General features: G+C 60.2%; 11 protein-coding genes. 7 read left to right on the forward strand and 4 right to left on the reverse strand.

Annotated elements, in window-relative coordinates; translation table 11 throughout:
- Positions 1–1,404 precede the first annotated feature (1,404 nt).
- Together ACFQ2S_RS10430 and ACFQ2S_RS10435 are read right to left on the reverse strand one after the other, a co-directional pair.
- A complete protein-coding gene (locus ACFQ2S_RS10430) occupies positions 1,405–2,730 on the reverse strand; it encodes a carbohydrate porin (RefSeq protein WP_386074402.1) in 1,326 nt (441 codons plus the stop codon).
- Between the two features lie 88 nt (positions 2,731–2,818).
- On the reverse strand, positions 2,819–3,862 hold the full coding sequence (locus tag ACFQ2S_RS10435) for a helix-turn-helix domain-containing protein (protein WP_386074403.1): 1,044 nt from the start codon (positions 3,860–3,862) through the stop codon (positions 2,819–2,821).
- Between the two features lie 251 nt (positions 3,863–4,113).
- Here ACFQ2S_RS10435 and ACFQ2S_RS10440 point away from each other — a divergent pair, with 251 nt between their 5' ends.
- The 7 genes from ACFQ2S_RS10440 to ACFQ2S_RS10470 all read left to right on the forward strand — a co-directional run bounded on the left by ACFQ2S_RS10440 (position 4,114) and on the right by ACFQ2S_RS10470 (position 12,026).
- On the forward strand, positions 4,114–5,490 hold the full coding sequence (locus tag ACFQ2S_RS10440; protein ID WP_386074404.1) for an amidohydrolase family protein: 1,377 nt from the start codon (positions 4,114–4,116) through the stop codon (positions 5,488–5,490).
- A gap of 208 nt (positions 5,491–5,698) precedes the next feature.
- Positions 5,699–7,045 carry a metal-dependent hydrolase family protein gene (locus ACFQ2S_RS10445; protein ID WP_386074405.1) on the forward strand — a complete coding sequence of 449 codons (1,347 nt, stop codon included), beginning with the start codon at positions 5,699–5,701 and terminating at the stop codon, positions 7,043–7,045.
- A 106-nt stretch (positions 7,046–7,151) separates the two neighbouring features.
- Entirely contained in the window at positions 7,152–8,813 is a 1,662-nt protein-coding gene (locus ACFQ2S_RS10450) for an aminoacylase (RefSeq protein ID WP_386074406.1), read from the forward strand.
- Positions 8,814–8,914: 101 nt separating this feature from the next.
- Positions 8,915–9,175 carry a hypothetical protein gene (locus tag ACFQ2S_RS10455; RefSeq protein ID WP_386074407.1) on the forward strand — a complete coding sequence of 87 codons (261 nt, stop codon included), beginning with the start codon at positions 8,915–8,917 and terminating at the stop codon, positions 9,173–9,175.
- A 155-nt stretch (positions 9,176–9,330) separates the two neighbouring features.
- Positions 9,331–10,008: an ABC transporter ATP-binding protein gene (locus tag ACFQ2S_RS10460; RefSeq protein ID WP_386074408.1), complete on the forward strand. Its 678-nt coding sequence runs from the start codon at positions 9,331–9,333 to the stop codon at positions 10,006–10,008.
- Positions 10,008–11,348 carry an ABC transporter permease gene (locus tag ACFQ2S_RS10465; protein ID WP_386074409.1) on the forward strand — a complete coding sequence of 447 codons (1,341 nt, stop codon included), beginning with the start codon at positions 10,008–10,010 and terminating at the stop codon, positions 11,346–11,348. The genes ACFQ2S_RS10460 and ACFQ2S_RS10465 overlap by 1 nt, the downstream gene beginning before the upstream one ends.
- Before the next feature lie 21 nt (positions 11,349–11,369).
- Positions 11,370–12,026 carry a DUF3299 domain-containing protein gene (locus ACFQ2S_RS10470; RefSeq protein ID WP_386074410.1) on the forward strand — a complete coding sequence of 219 codons (657 nt, stop codon included), beginning with the start codon at positions 11,370–11,372 and terminating at the stop codon, positions 12,024–12,026.
- 1,101 nt (positions 12,027–13,127) lie between these two features.
- Here the strand turns inward: ACFQ2S_RS10470 and ACFQ2S_RS10475 are convergent.
- A complete protein-coding gene (locus tag ACFQ2S_RS10475; protein WP_386074411.1) occupies positions 13,128–13,994 on the reverse strand; it encodes a hypothetical protein in 867 nt (288 codons plus the stop codon).
- A 51-nt stretch (positions 13,995–14,045) separates the two neighbouring features.
- Positions 14,046–15,347 (reverse strand): sulfatase-like hydrolase/transferase, encoded by a 1,302-nt coding sequence (locus ACFQ2S_RS10480; RefSeq protein ID WP_386074412.1) that lies wholly within the window; start codon positions 15,345–15,347, stop codon positions 14,046–14,048.
- Positions 15,348–15,357: the final 10 nt, after the last annotated feature.

The following is a 15,357-nucleotide window of genomic DNA, read 5'->3' on the forward strand; positions in this document are numbered from 1 at the left end:
GATGGAACCAAGGCGGGTCATGCACTAACAATCAAACCGGACCAGTCAGATCAGGCTCCCCACGCTCGTAAGCTGTTTTTTCTTGCTCACCACTTGCTCACCAAATCGCCCGTTCTCCAGACGCGGCGGCTTCAAACCAGTTGCTCTCATCGAGAGACAGACGAATCAATTCGCAACTAGGTTATGGGAGAGACTTGGCTGAACCCATGCATGGCACGTCCAGCCAGCGCGTTGGGAATAGTGGCTGAACGGGGTCGTCCACCCGATGCCGGCGCGGCCAGGTTGCCAAGCACGGGCGCTTCGACTAGGGGAACGATCAAAATCAAGCACAGGACACAATGCGGCAAGGGTTCAAGAGCGCACTCGGAGCAACGGCATTGATCGGCCTTTCTTTCTACTCGTGGAGTGTGGCTTACCAATTCGGGGACTGGGCTGCCATAACGCTGGTTCCCCTGGCAGTGTTCATGTTTCTTGGCTCCTGGAAATTGTCGTTAGCCCCGTGGAGAGCGGCGCAAGGCGGCGGCGCGTGAGGCGTTTGCAAAGGGCGAGGCCCCTCCGCCGAAGCGGCGTCACATCCGCACGCAGGCGTGGCGGCTGGAACAACAGCGCAAGCTCGCCCGGAAGGCCAAGGCGCTGGCGGCGAAGGAGCTCGAGGTCGCTGCACGCGAGGCGGAGGTCGAGACGGTGCTCGCCGTCGCCGAGGCCGTCTCGTCGGGGGACATCGATCCGGAGAATGCGTCGACGGAAAGTCTGTGCGCCGCAGATCCCGGAAATGGTCAGAGACTTCCACGACAGTCAGGTAGGTCGCCTTTTGAGGGAACGGGAGATCAGCCATTAGAGACTTCCCCATCGCGACGCGCGGCGAAGTCCGTGCGAGCGGCCTCGCGCACCAAAAGGCGCACCAGATCAAAAAGGGCTTTGGGAAGGGTCGTGTTGGGCTCATGAAGCCCGCTGGGGAGCGACGAAGACGTCATCGGTTGGTTCCTTGAGTGGAACCGCACATGACAATGATCGGATTGGTTTAGCTCAGGAGTGAACTCCAGACAGCAGACCATCGGCTCCAGATGGAACCAGGATCATTGCCTTTGAGTGCTCCGTGAGGTGCTGCCGATACGGCCCAGCCGTCACGGCTGGCGGGTTGTAGGTATCGAAAGAGGTAGATTCTGGGAAAAAGTTTCAAGGACCGTTCCGCAAGAAAGCCATCAGCGCAACGCAATCGCTGAAGAAACAAGAGCAGACATCCCCGATGTATCGTGCCGATGGGCTCTGATGCTGTAACCGCCCCCCGACATGACGCCTCCCAGTATGAATTGTTGCGATCCCACCTTGGCACGTCGATGCCGTCGGGGGGCGGTTACAGCATCGGAGCCCCTTCCGATGGAAACATATTTGGCGGGGGTCGTTTCAGAAAGCAGCCCTCAGCCTCAGCCCGAACATCGCAACCGTATCTTTTGTGGGGTTCAGCGCCGGGTTTTTGATCACCTGAATGCTCGGGGTCAGCTCAATGCCTTCGGTCAATTGCCATTGCTGGAAAACCTCAAGGCTATATTGATCGTCCAGCTTGGACCCGAAGGTGTCTTCATTTGGTCGGGACCAGTTCAGCCCCGCACCAAGCATGTTCTGGCTCGGGTTGGTCGTGTAGCCGAAACCGGCACTCAGAGCGGTTTCATAGAGGCTGCCGCCATCCTTGGCCCAACCACCGCGAATAAACGGAAACCACGTGTTGTCGATCGCTTTGGAGTAAGAAAATGCAGCCCCGTACCCGCTGGGGGTTCCTGCCGCCGTGCGTTCATCAATTTGCCATAGGGTCACGTGGGCATTATCGACGAAAAGGGCATCGGGCCCAGAGGTCCACCCGAACTCCAGCGTTTTGAAGGTCTCGAAGTCGTTGAAGAAGGTGTCAAACCCGGCAAGCGGATCGGTCGGGTCTCCGTTGGCGTCGACGATGCTGGCCGCGACATAGTAGTTGTCGCTCAAGAAACCGCCGGCCATAACCCCCAGAGCTCCGTCAGGCAACCCGCCGATGGTGCCGGATCCGGTCTGGAAAGCGAGGTTCGAGAAACCGGACCACGGGCTGGCAAGGGCATAGACATCGGTGTAATCCGTCACGTCCAGCCACCCGGCATAAACGGTGCCGCGGCCTTCAGCAAAATCCTGTTGCCAGTAGAAATGTGTCATCCGCGTGCCCTGGTCGCTGAAGACGGAACTGACCAGCCCGGCATAGCCAAGCTCGCTGCCAAAGTCAGTCGGTGCCACGTCTGTAAAGGCATGACGGTGCTCAAATTTGAAGACAAGCTTGCCCGAATTGGCCTGCCCCCGGTTCAACAATTCCCAAGTGCCAAAGAAGCGAAGCGCACCGCTGGCTGTGTTGTCTTCTCCAAGGCTTGAGGACGCCTTGTAGCCTAGAACGTTGTAGTCGATCCCAAAGTCTAACCCTGTGCGCTCCTTCATGCCTGCTTTCCACTCCGACCAGGATTGCTGCTTGTTGATACCAAGCAGGTCGTCAGAATCCTCCGCGTCGGAAGCCAGGACATTTGGCGTTGAGTCGGGGCCGGCGAGGTTGCTGGCGCTTTGGGCAAAAGTTGCCATCGGCGCTGCGGCGAACAATCCGGAAAGTGTCGGCGCGAGGATGTAGGACTTGAGGGTGGGTTTCACGGGGCTTTGTTCCCTGTCGTTTCGTTGGTGGAAAATGTGAACCAGAGTGTGGTGGAAGGCCTGCAAAAGTTTCATGGCGGAAGCGTCCCGTCGAGTGGTGTAGCTGGCGCTGATCGTCACCGTGATGCCCGGCGCGGGCCTGCTTGATCACAGCCACCCGCTTCTACCGCTTTCCGGTTTGAACGCGCCGCAGCCGCTGACGATAAGCGCGTGGCGTTTCGCCCGTGGTGGACTTGAAGAACCTCGAGAAGTTGCCGGCAGCGGAAAAACCCAACTGGGCCGCGATGTCTGTGATCGGCGTGTCAGTCGTTTTCAGCGCATCGCAAGCCAGCGCAAGGCGCGCGCGGCGGAGCTCGCTCGCGAGGCTCGTGCCAAGGACAGACAACCCGGCTTCCAGTTCTGCCGGAGCCAGGCCGATCGCCTCGGCCACAGCCTGCCGCAGGTTGTCTTCGTGGCGATTGAGCATCTCCGGCGCTACGGCCGCGATGGCGCGGGTCAGCGACGGGCGCTCCAGTAAAGCCTCGGTTGCAGGGATGCGGGCAAGACGGTTGACAGCACGGGACCGCAGCAGCTGTGACGGAAAGCGGATCACCTGCACCGGAGATCCGGTTTCCCGAATGTCGAGGCCTCTGTAACCCAGCGGCAATGCGAGTGCAGAAGGTGTTTCGAGCACCACGTCGCCGGTTGCCCGAGTGTCGTCGAGCAGATCGAGAATCCGAAGAAATGTTGCAAATGTGAATCCGATGTTCTGAAGCGGCACTTGGCGCGGACGAAACGTGCGTTCTACACAGTAGGAGGATTGCGCGGGGCCGATTTCCAGACGGTGCCGCGCCGATGCGGTGAATTTCCCTGTGGAAAGCACGAGGCCTGTCAGGATTTGGCCAAGTGTTTCGCCACCCTTGAGCGCGTCCTGCGTGATAGGCCACGCCTGCAGGTCGAGTTGTTCCCCGACGTGTACGCCGAGCCACGGATCGCCGATGGCCCGGGCAGTGGACTCGAGGAGCCTATAAACCACCTCGGCCTGCACGAGCCGCGAAGGATCTTTCGCGGCTTTCAGCGTAAGCCCCTGAGCCTCCATCAATTGGTCCACGTCATAGGACCGCGCCTTCAGATAGCCAAGCAAAGGGGAAATCGTGGCCAGTTGCACCAAGGCACTCGCCCGGGCTTCGGGGCTTCCCGGGAGGAAATCGGCATCAGTTAACGTCATGCGCCCCATCATACTTCGAGATTCAGTATACTTCGAGATGCAGTAAAAACTTATCAAAGAGTCGGACTCTCGGGATAATTTCATCCCATTTTGATAACTTTTTGCCGCCTCAGGTTGCTAGTCTGCGGTGACTGCTGAGGCATTGCCCGAAAGATTCGGTGCGCGCGGACGGCGAGTTACAAGCGCTCATGTTGGAGCGGTGAACGGCCCGCGCAAGGCGTATGTGGCCACTGTGAACGGGAGAAAACGGTATGAAAACCTTGATGAAAATAGCTGTGCTGTCTGTCTTGGCGGCAGGCCCGGTGTGCGCACAAGATGCGCTGCCGCAGACTTTGTTTACGAATGTGAATGTGTTTGACGGTGTGAACGAGGCGCTCATCGAAAACGCTTCGGTTCTGGTCGAGGGCAACAAGATCAAGACCGTGTCGACCGGCGCCGTCGACGCCCCGGATGCGACAGTGATCGACGGTGGCGGGCGGACGCTGACGCCGGGATTCGTCGAGGCCCATGCCCACTTCGTGCTCATGGGGCCATCGGTGCCGGCCATGGAAGCCCAGAAGACCTGGGAGGATTTCGGCATTCACGCTAGCAAGATGGCCGAGATGTACTTGATGCAGGGCTTCACCACCGTGCGCGACGCGGGCGGAGCTAACGGCGGTATTCGCAGGGCAATCGATAGCGGGTTGATCGTCGGTCCGCGCCACTATCCTTCCGGTGCGTTTATCGGCACGAGAGGGGGGCATGCCGATTTCGCCGACTTCACTTCCCCGCCTGGTGCAGAGACAAACGTAGGTCGATTGAACATCTCGCAACAGGTCAACGGCCCTGACGACGTGCTGAAATTCGCGCGCAACAACTTCCGCATGGGTGCCACCCAGATCAAATTCATGCAATCGGGTGGCATCATTTCGGCATTCGACCCGTTCACATTGCTTGCCGGATCAAAAGAGGAACTTGAGGCGGCGGTTCAGGCCGCCAACGAGTACGGCAGTTACGTCATGGTACATGCCTATCGCAAGGAAGCCGCGATGGCCGCGCTGAATGCTGGCGTCAAGTCCATCGAACATAATTTCGGCTTCGACGAGGAAATGGCAGAGCTGATGAACGAGAAAGGCGCCTACATGACGGCCAACCTGACCGCCTTCGATACGTCGATACTGGAAATTCCGCCAGTGCGCGACGTCCCAGCGAGCCTGGCCAAAGCGACAGCGGCAATGGAGATGTTTAAGAACCTCATTCCCAACTTGAAGAAATTTCCTGTCAAGCGTGGCTTTAATACGGACTGTATCGATACAGTTGTAATGTGCAACATCCAGATTGCCTACGAGAAGCATTTGCACGCGAAGTATTTCAGCGCCTACGAAGGACTGGTGGCGATGACATCGGTGGGTGGAGAAATTGTCGCCCTGTCTGGCGATTTCATGAACCCATATCCGGAAGGCAAGATTGGCGTCATCGAAGAAGGCGCTTACGCTGATCTGTTGCTCCTCGACGGGAATCCGCTCGAAGACTTCTCTGTCGTCGGCGCGTCAGACAGGTGGCTCGACGCAGAGCCGCGTCCTGACAGCCCCGAGACGATCCTCATCATCATGAAGGACGGCGTGATCTACAAGAATACGCTTCAGTGACAAAGACCGCCCGCCGCGAATGCGCGGCGGGCGACAAGTAAGCAACCTCTCGCGGAGCGCGCTTTTTGCCGGCGCGCTCCAATGAACGCGAACTCAGGGACCAATCGTCGAAACACAAAACGAGCGCGCCCGCGATAGTTTTGATCCTGCATCACGGTGACTGGACGCTTCACCAGGGGCTTTTTTCACCGATGATGGGAGATATCAGATGCACAAACTGAATCCAAAGACCTTTGGCGCAGCCCTTGCCGTCGCCGTCAGCGTTGCTCTGCCGGCGGCGGCTCAGGACGCCTCCGGGCCGATCCTGTTTACGAACGTCAACGTCTTTGACGGCGTGAACGAAGCCCTTATCATGAACGCCAATGTCGTGGTGACGGACAACCTCATCACCGCAGTGTCGACCGAACCGCTTGCTGTTGCAGGCGGCACGGTCATCGACGGTGGCGGTCGCACGTTGATGCCCGGGTTGATTGACGCTCACTGGCATACGCTGCTGTCTTCTATTACGTTACAGGAAGGTCAATCGGAAGAAGCTGACTATCTGCATGCACGCGCGATTGCCGGCGCGGAGGCAACGCTCCTGCGGGGTTTTACCACTGTCCGTGATGTCGGCGGGCCGGCTTTTGGTATCAAGAAAGCCATTGATGAAGGTGTAATTGAGGGGCCGCGCATTCTTCCCAGTGGGGCATTGATCTCCCAGACTTCAGGGCATGGTGATTTCGGTCAGGTGTGGGAAGGTCCGCGTGCCTTCGGATGGGGCCCACCACGTTTTGAGCAGCTTGAGATCACCCGGGTGGCAGACGGGGTGGATCAAGTTCTCGCGGCCACACGCTACAACCTGAAGAAAGGGGCAACCCAGATTAAGGTTATGGCCGGCGGGGGTGTGTCGAGCCTGTATGATCCTCTGTATGTCAATGAATATACTGCTGAAGAACTAGAGGCTATCGTGGATGCGGCGACTGACTGGGGTACCTACGTTACCGTGCATATTTACAACGAAAAAGGAATCGCCCGGGCATTAAACGCCGGCGTTAAGGGTATCGAGCATGGACACCTGATGAGTGAAGAAAGTGCAAAACTCATGGCGGAGAAGGGCGCCTGGCTGTCCATCCAGCCGTTTTACCTGGATATTCCAGGCGCAGAGACATTAGACCCAGATCGTTATGCAAAGTTTGTTCAGGTCGTAGATGGTTTTGAGAAGACGATGGGATTTGTAAAAAAATATGACCTGAATATGGCCTTTGGAACAGACCTTCTCTTTTCACCGAATACCAACGGTCAGCAGGCCGATCTTCTTGCCAGATTTAAAAACTATTATAACGATGTTGAGATCCTTCGTATGGCGACTTCCAACAACGCGAAGTACTTTGAATTGAGCGGACCAGGGCATCCCTACCAGGAGGGGCCGCTGGGCGTAATCAAGGAAGGTGCCTACGCCGATATCCTGTTGGTGGATGGAAATCCTTTAGAAGACGTCTCGGTCCTGGGAGACGACGCAAAGAACATCCCGCTGATCATGAAGGACGGCGTGATCTACAAGAACACGCTTCAGTGAAAACGGTCGCCCGTCGCGAATGCGCGGCGGGCGACAAGTAAGCAACCTCTCGCGGAGCGCGCTTTTTGCCGGCGCACTCCTGGAGATCAAAAAGCGAGAACCCATCGTGAACAAGCTGATTTTTTCGTTATGCGCCACCGTATTGCTCGCCGCAGTGCCTGCAAAGGCACAAGACACCTATGACCTCGTCATTCTAAACGGGCGGGTCATGGATCCGGAGACCATGCTCGATGCCACGCTGAATGTGGGTATCCGGGACGGGCGGATTGCAATCATCACGCCCGGTGACATCAGCGGAGACCAGACGATTGACGCCACCGACCATGTGGTCACCGCAGGTTTCATCGACACGCACTTCCACGCACTTGACGGCCTATCACTGAAGCTGGCCGCGCTTGATGGCGTAACCACCGGCATGGACCTGGAAGTCGGTGCGATAGGGGTGGATGCATGGTATGCGGCAAAGCAGGGCGCCTGGCCGCTCAACTATGGCACGAGCATCAGCCACGAAGGCGTGCGGATAAAGGTGCATGACCCTGAAGTTGAACTACCAGAGTGGGCCGATACTCCGGGCCTGGTCGGAAAGGCCCGGGCCGACGGTTGTGCTGACGGTGTCTGCGGCTGGTCGGACACGCGTAGCGATATTGATCATCTGAACCAGATACTTGCCCTGATGGACGAGGGCTATAAGCAAGGTGCGCTTGGTTTCGCGTCCACTGTTGGATACATGACCGGCGGCGTAACGACATTCGAGATGTACAAGGCCCAGGAACTCGCTGCCCGCTATGGTCGCGTGTCGGCTGCCCATGTGCGGTTTCACGGCAACAAGGTCACTCCGGAAGCCCCACTTGGCACCTCTGAGATTCTGGCCAATGCCCTTGCACTCGATGCCCCCCTGCTCGTGATGCACAACAATGACTATGGCTGGTGGGAGAACGAGGAGAAACTGCAGAAGGCAAGGGACGAGGGCTACAATGTGTGGTCCGAGTATTATCCTTACACTGCGGGATCAACGAGCATCTCGGCAGAGTTCTTCAATCCGGAAGTCTTTAAGGGCGTGTTCGGTCTCGAATACAAGGACACCATGTATGACCCGATTGCCGACAAGTTCCTGAGCGAAGACGAATGGAAGAAAACTCGCGCGGAAGATCCGAGCCGCATTGTCGTGGTCTTCAACCCGGACCGGGAAAAATGGCTGCCGTACTGGCTCCGGATGCCGCACATGACGGTCGCCTCGGATGCCATCTATTCGGGCAAGGGCGTGGATTCCTGGGATTTGCCGTTCTCAGACTATCTGGGTCATCCAAGAACTGCGGGTTCCAGGGCAACGGTGCTGCGCCTCGGCCGCGAGCAAGGCGTGCCTCTGATGTTCACGCTGGCCCAGTTGAGCTACTGGGCGGCCAAGCATCTGGGAGATACCGGCATCGTGGCCATGCAGGAACGCGGACGCATGCAGGAGGGCATGGTTGCTGACATCGCGATCTTCAACCCTGCAACGGTTACCGACAACGCCACGTACAAGTTCGGCGAACATGGATTGCCAAGTTCCGGAATTCCCTACGTGATCGTCAACGGTCAACTGGTAGTCAACGAGTCCGAGTTTCAGAAGGTCTGGGCCGGCCAACCGATCCGCTTTCCGGTCCGGGAAACAGGTGAGTTCAAGCCCGTGACCGAACAGGACTGGGTCCAGCAGTTTTCCATTTCCACGATCACCATAGATGATTCCGGTGCCAAGCCGGTGGGCGGATCCGCGGAGGCAAAACAGTGACGAGGGAGCCCCTCAACATCGGGGAGGGTGGTTCCGCCACCCGACCCCGATGGACGGGATTTCGGCTGGCCCTTCTGGCGTTCCCGCTGGGACTCGGGCTGATGCCGGGTTCGGTTGGTGCCGAAACGAATCCGCAAGTGGGCCCGGTTGCCAAGCATGTGGAGGCTTCTACCGCGTTGTCGGAGTTTGTCGCGGACGCCGCCATTGATATTGGACAGATCAGTGCGGAGCTCGGTGGCAGCGATGCCAGCATGCCCGGCTCCCTCACAGAAGCCGTGTTCTGTTCGACCCACCAGGTGTACGAGATACGTTCGAACGCCGGGCAAAATGCCGTGTATGATCCTTTGGGATTTAACAAATGAACCCGTGCTGCGACAGTGCCACGCGTTTCCACCCCACATACTGCAAGCCTGCCAGACAATCCGGTCAACTAGCATGAAGAACACCGTGTATCGAACTGTTTTGAACGCTCTGCGTGTCTGGGGCTTCTGGGTCATGTCGAGTCCCGGGCTCGCCCTTGCGGATTGAACGGCTTGTCTACCGATGGCCGGGCGCGGAGCGCAACACGCTGGAGATTGGCGCGCTGTCTCTGGCGTCCGGCGAGAGCCTGTTCCTGTATGGACCGAGCGGGTGCGGAAAATCGACCTTGCTGTCCGCGATCGCGGGGGTGGTCGATGTGCCGAAGGGGGCCATCCGCGTCGCGGATCAGGATCTTGGCGCCCTGCGCGGTGGTGCGCGGGACCGGTTCCGGGTGGATCACATCGGCATGATCTTTCAGGTGTTCAATCTCGTTCCGTGGCTGAGTGCGCTCGAGAACGTCCTTCTGCCCTGCACATTCTCGCAGCGTCGCCGCGCGCGTGCGGGCGAGGATCCTGCGGGGACGGCCCGCCGACTGCTTGACGAATTGGGTCTGTCCGATCCGTCGTTGGCATCCAAACCGGCCAGCGAGCTCAGCGTGGGCCAGCAACAACGGGTTGCCGCCGCGCGTGCGCTGATTGGCAAGCCGGACCTGATCCTGGCAGACGAGCCGACCTCGGCGCTCGATGAGGCGGCCAAGGCGGCCTTCGTCGAGTTGTTGGCAAGGGAATGCGCCGAAGCGGGCAGCGCGCTGCTGTTCGTCAGTCACGACCGCAGCCTGGAGCGTCATTTCGACCGCGGTGTCGACTTCCTCACCCTGAACGGGTGTGCCGCCTGATGCTGGGGTTCAGCCTGCGCAGCTTGTGGAACCGCCGGTTCGTCGCCGGGCTGACCGTGCTGGCCATCAGCCTCAGCGTCGCGCTGATCCTCGGGGTCGAGCGGCTCCGGGACGGCGCGCGCGACAGCTTCGCGAACTCCGCCTCGGGGATCGACCTGATCGTGGCGCCGCGCGGCAATTCCGTCCAGATCCTGATGGCCACGGTGTTTGGCGTCGGCGGTACCGGGACCGGCATGACCTGGGAGAGCTTCGAGTGGCTGGAAAATCGGCCCGAGGTGGCGTGGGCCGTGCCGATCCAGATGGGCGACAATCATCGCGGCTATCCGGTGATCGGGACGGATGCATCGTATTTCGAGCATTTCCGGCACTCCGGCGGTCAGCCGCTCTCCCTGGCGGCTGGCACGTTCTATACCGGCGATGGGGCAGACGCCGCCGTGATCGGGGCCGACGTCGCGGCGCGGTTCGGCTATGCGCCCGGTGCGGTGATCGTCAACGCCCATGGCTCAGGAGAGGTCTCGTTCGACCTCCACGACGACGCGCCGTTCACCATTTCGGGCGTGCTCGCGCCGACCGGTACCGCCGTCGACCGAATGGTCTTCGTCACGCTCGAAGGCTTCGACACCCTGCATGCGCAGGAAGACGCGCCGCTGGCCGACCCCCTCGACCCGGCCGCGATGCCCGCCGACGGTCATGGTGAGGATGACCCACACGACGACCATGACGCGCATGACGACCACGAAGATCATGGCGACCATGAAGGCACGGAGGTCGGACACGGACACAAACCGGACCGGATCAATGCCGTCTATGTTGGGCTGATCGATCGGACCAGTGTCCTCAGTCTGCAGCGGGCCGTCAACGAACGCCCCTCTGACGCGTTGAGCGCCGTCCTCCCGGCGGTCGCGCTCGCCGAGCTCTGGGGGATCACCGGGACAGCGGAGCGCGCGATGCGACTGATGGCTTGGGCCGTGGCTTTGGCAGGAATGATCGGCATGGTGGTCATGCTCTCTGCGACCCTCGACACCCGCCGCCGCGAATTCGCGATCCTGCGGTCTGTCGGCGCCACGCCCAGCCGCATCTTTGCGCTGATCGTCACGGAAGCAGCCGTCCTCACCGCCGCGGGGCTGGTGCTGGGCCTTGTTCTGCTCACGGTGGCCACGGTCGTGACCGACCCGATCCTGTCCGCCCGTTTCGGTCTGCGATTGGGATTGAATGTCTTCGGCGCGCGCGAACTGGCCACCCTTTTCGTCATCTTTTGCGCGGGGCTTCTTGCCTCGCTTATCCCGGCAGTCCGGGTCTATCGCATGACGCTGGCCGACGGGCTGTCGGTTCGGCTATGACAAACCAAAGGGGAAGTCTCCATGCCCATGTTTGCTCGTCTCGTCTTGATGCTTTGGCTTGCCGTTCCTCCGGGGCTGGCGCAGGCGGCTGACCCTCAGGAGATCTCCTGGGAGACGCTCGCGCCTCCGGCCGCCGTGATCGAGAACCCGTTCGAGACCATCACCTACGACCAGATGGACACCCTCCGCCAGATCCTGCGGTTCGAGACAGGGGCCGAGCAAAGCGATGACGCAGAGGCGCGCGCCAAGGCGCAAGCGTTACGCGAACAACTGTCCAAGGACGGCCTCGATGTCGACGGATTGTTCGCTGCGCGTGTGGCGATCATGGAGAAACGTGAAGCGGCAGCCTCAGCGGTGAACGAGGACATCGTCGGCACGAGTGTCCGCCTACCGGGATATATGCTGCCCTTGAAATTCAAGGATCGAAAGGCGGTTGAGTTCCTTCTCGTGCCCACCGTCGGCGCCTGCATCCACACCCCACCACCGCCCGCCAACCAGATCGTCCATGTCGTGTATCCCGAGGGCATCGAGGTGGACGTACTTTTCAGGCCCGTCTGGATCACCGGGACCATGGTCGCCCAGAGTTCGGTTCAGGACGTCGGGTACGTCGATGGACAGGCCCCGGTCTCCGTGAGCTATTCGATGCAGCCGGTGCTGGTCGAGAAGTATGGCGGGTGAACGACGATGCATTGGACAGATCGGTATCTCGGCATGGCGGGTTGTACGTGTCGGCGAAGGCGTCGCGTCCACGAGACCTCAGATCGAAATGGGTCGGATGCTGCCCACCCAAGAAGGCATCGTGCGGTGCCAGACGAGTGCGTCCGAAACGCCCACTGACTGAGGGCGCGCCCTATAAAAACGCATTATTTTAATAGCTTAATGGTCGGAGAGGGCTGGGCTTCAGGCCCGCCTCCTCCGGCAGTCGCCCGCTACACGAAGCATAGAAAAAGGATTTCTCGCTCTTGGGGGAGTGGACAGAGTGTCTTTTAGAACCAGCGCTTTAACCTCTGGTTGTGTGTGCTCGGTGTGCAATCCAAGGTGGAGGTCCGCAAAGCGCATGGAAGCAGACTCCTGCGCAAACGCAGCGAACTCACCCTTTGTCCGCACCTCAGTCGTTGCTCCTGGCCGCGGCGAATGTCTCTTCCCCGCCCTTCATGAACGATGTTGTGGTGCCACATGGCTTTCGTATCCAGTTCGCCTCGGCCATTGGCCGGGCAATTGGTGAATGGCCGCTTGCGGGGATCATGCCAAATCTGGAACGGAATGAAGACGGCACGCTAGCTGCGTTCTACAACGCTGGTTGCGAGCCCCCGCAGCTAAATTTTCTTTTTTGGACAGATGCTTGAGCGCCGCCAGTTTGGCGGCGCTTTGCTTTTGAGCCCGCGCCTGGAGGCATTGTGGAAGCACTGGGACGCAGTTCACATAGTGATAGAATTGCAACTCAGATTGAGGGGTGTGTCCTAACGTCCAGTGCCATGACGGCGGGAAAGACCCGCCCCTGCGAACTTGGGGGCTGCGGGTGGCGACAGATGCATTCCAGCCAGTTGCGGCCGGCGACCGATACGACGTCCGATCCGAAATTCATCAACTGAAGTGGTCATCAGGGCTCCTCAGTCAGATTGGGCGGAAAGGGGAGTTTTGCCGCGCGCTCCGCAAACGGCGGCGACCCGGATTTTCCTTTTCTGAGCAAGCGGGCTGGTCCAACGGGCACTCGAGAATGCCGACAGCAGGCGCAGCATCCGGCGCCTGCCATCTTATCAGTCTACGAAGCAGACGAGCTTACTCCGGCATTTCGTCATACTCGATGACGAAGCCCATGTTGTAGCCCGACGGCATTCCCCGCTCGCCGTACTGGGAAACCGTGTCCCAGTAATCGCCCCATGTGGGAACCGGCACGTTCAACTCGCCAAAGCCCATGACGTTCTGCTTGCCGGCACCGTTCGGCTGAGTGTTGTTGCGCGGGTCGCGGTCGATGACGCCATCGTCGAGGTTTTGCGCCCAGTTGGAATAGTCCCACGGCTCTCCGGACAGCCATTGCCATCCGTCGAAGGAATCCTCGGTGTCCGAGACACGCACGCCGCCGAGGAACGGGCCAATCTTGATGCGATAATGACTGTCGGGGGTGTAGTCGTCCGGAAACTGCCAGAAGTACTTGTCGTCATCCACGAGGCCGAAGACGAACGCGTTCTCCTCCGGGCTCGTCAGCGACGCGAGGTAGCCGCCTTCGCTTTCGGCGAGGATCGCGGCCTGCACCCAGCTCACGTTCATGCTCTCGACCAGCACGACTTCGTAATAATGGGTGTCGCCCTCGGGGCGTTCGAAGCTGTGAATCACCTCCCGGGTATAGACAACATCATCCGGCAGCGCGGCGAAGTCGTCGAAGATCGGATAATTGACGGCGAAGGTGGCGGGGCCGACCGTGACCTCTTTCACCGCCACGTCACTCGCAGGGGGCGGACCGCCCGCGATCTTGCCTTCGCCGGGCTTCAGGCCGCCCTGCGGGAACATGCCGGTCTCGGGCATGTCGCTGAGGTCGTAGAAGCCTTCGGCGGGGGTGTAATCCTGCGCGGCGGCCTCGAGGGCAACCGTCGCGGAGACGCTGGCGGTGGTGACGGCCAGTGCAATGAGAACCTGTTTGCGGGTCATCTGGAGTTTCCTTGATCTGGGGTGTCGAGTGATTGTGTTCAGGGGCGCCGCCTACTCGTTGCGGATGCCCTCTGCGCGGGTCTGGAGACGGGCCACGATGGCGGCCTCGTCCTCCGAGATTCCGTCGGCGAGCAGGTCGATCAGTTCGCGCGGGTCGGCGGCGAGGTCGTAGAGTTCGAACTCGGTATCTTCGACCGAGACCAGCTTGTAATCGCCCTCGCGGAGCGCCCAGCCAAACACGTCGCTCGGCTTGGCGTCCAACCTGTCCTCCTGGAAGTGCTCGACATAGATGTAGTCGCGCGTGCCCTCCTCGCCGGCCAGCAGCGCCCGAAAGTCATGGCTGTCGGGCCGGTCCACCTCGATCCCGGCGAAGCCGGTGATTGTGGCGAAGAAATCGGTCGTTCCGACAAAGTCGTCGGTCGAACCCGACTCGATGCCGGGGCCGGTGACAACGAAGGGCACATGGGTGCCGCCTTCGTAGATCGTGCCCTTGGCGGAATGCGAACCATAGAAGCCGCGCGTGACTTGGTTGGGCGAGCCGTTGTCGCCGATGAACATGACGATCGTGTTATCGCGCGTCTCGGGGTCCATCGTCTCGAGCAGGCGGCCGATTTCGGTGTCTAGCGCTTCCAGCATCGCCTGGTAGTAGGTGAGCTCGTCAGCCTTGATGGACTCCTCATCAGCGGGCAAGTCTCGGAAGCTGTGCAGATCCTCCGGCGGCAGGTGGAACGGCGTGTGCGGGGCGTTGTAGGCCAGCCAGAGAAACCACGGGCTGTCCTGCGCCGCGATCCAGTCGAGGGCCTCGTCGGTGATCGCGGTGGTGGCATATTCCTCGACCGGTACTTCCTCGCCACCGGTCACGGCCGCCCATTCGAAATAGTCGCGCACGCCGCCCTTGAAGACGCCCCAGTAGTCGGAAACGCCCAGCTCCGACGGGTGGTCCAGCGTCGCGCCGGCCCCTGCGAGGTGCCACTTGCCGAGCAGGTTGGTGGCGTAGTCGCTCCCTTCCAGCACGTCGAAGAGGCTCTCGGCTTCCGCCGCGAGGCCATTCGAGCCATTGGGCGGGATCGCGGCGCCGACGCCGGTGCGCATTCCGTACTGGCCTGTCATCATCGTGGCCCGTGTGGGGGAGCATACTGGTGCGGAATAGGCATTCATGAACACCAACCCCTCGCGGCACATCGCCTCGACATTCGGCATCGGCGCCTGCTGGTCGCCGAGCGAATAGCAGTTGGAAGCGTCCAGCCCCATGTCGTCGGCGATGATGAGCAGGATGTTGGGGTGATCGGCCGCCAGCGCCATCGACGGAATGACGGCGAGGCAGGAGGTTGCAAGGAGCGATCGCAGTTTCATTGGGGCCTCC

The organism is Tropicimonas aquimaris (assembly GCF_042676185.1).
Taxonomy (GTDB): domain Bacteria; phylum Pseudomonadota; class Alphaproteobacteria; order Rhodobacterales; family Rhodobacteraceae; genus Tropicimonas; species Tropicimonas aquimaris.

Bases quoted from the DNA above. Each gene is read 5' to 3' on its own strand.
- ACFQ2S_RS10430 (WP_386074402.1), bottom strand. From the start codon at position 2,730: ATGAAACTTTTGCAGGCCTTCCACCACACTCTGGTTCACATTTTCCAC.
- ACFQ2S_RS10435 (WP_386074403.1), bottom strand. From the start codon at position 3,862: ATGACGTTAACTGATGCCGATTTCCTCCCGGGAAGCCCCGAAGCCCGG.
- ACFQ2S_RS10440 (WP_386074404.1), top strand. From the start codon at position 4,114: ATGAAAACCTTGATGAAAATAGCTGTGCTGTCTGTCTTGGCGGCAGGC.
- ACFQ2S_RS10445 (WP_386074405.1), top strand. From the start codon at position 5,699: ATGCACAAACTGAATCCAAAGACCTTTGGCGCAGCCCTTGCCGTCGCC.
- ACFQ2S_RS10455 (WP_386074407.1), top strand. From the start codon at position 8,915: ATGCCGGGTTCGGTTGGTGCCGAAACGAATCCGCAAGTGGGCCCGGTT.
- ACFQ2S_RS10465 (WP_386074409.1), top strand. From the start codon at position 10,008: ATGCTGGGGTTCAGCCTGCGCAGCTTGTGGAACCGCCGGTTCGTCGCC.
- ACFQ2S_RS10470 (WP_386074410.1), top strand. From the start codon at position 11,370: ATGCCCATGTTTGCTCGTCTCGTCTTGATGCTTTGGCTTGCCGTTCCT.
- ACFQ2S_RS10475 (WP_386074411.1), bottom strand. From the start codon at position 13,994: ATGACCCGCAAACAGGTTCTCATTGCACTGGCCGTCACCACCGCCAGC.
- ACFQ2S_RS10480 (WP_386074412.1), bottom strand. From the start codon at position 15,347: ATGAAACTGCGATCGCTCCTTGCAACCTCCTGCCTCGCCGTCATTCCG.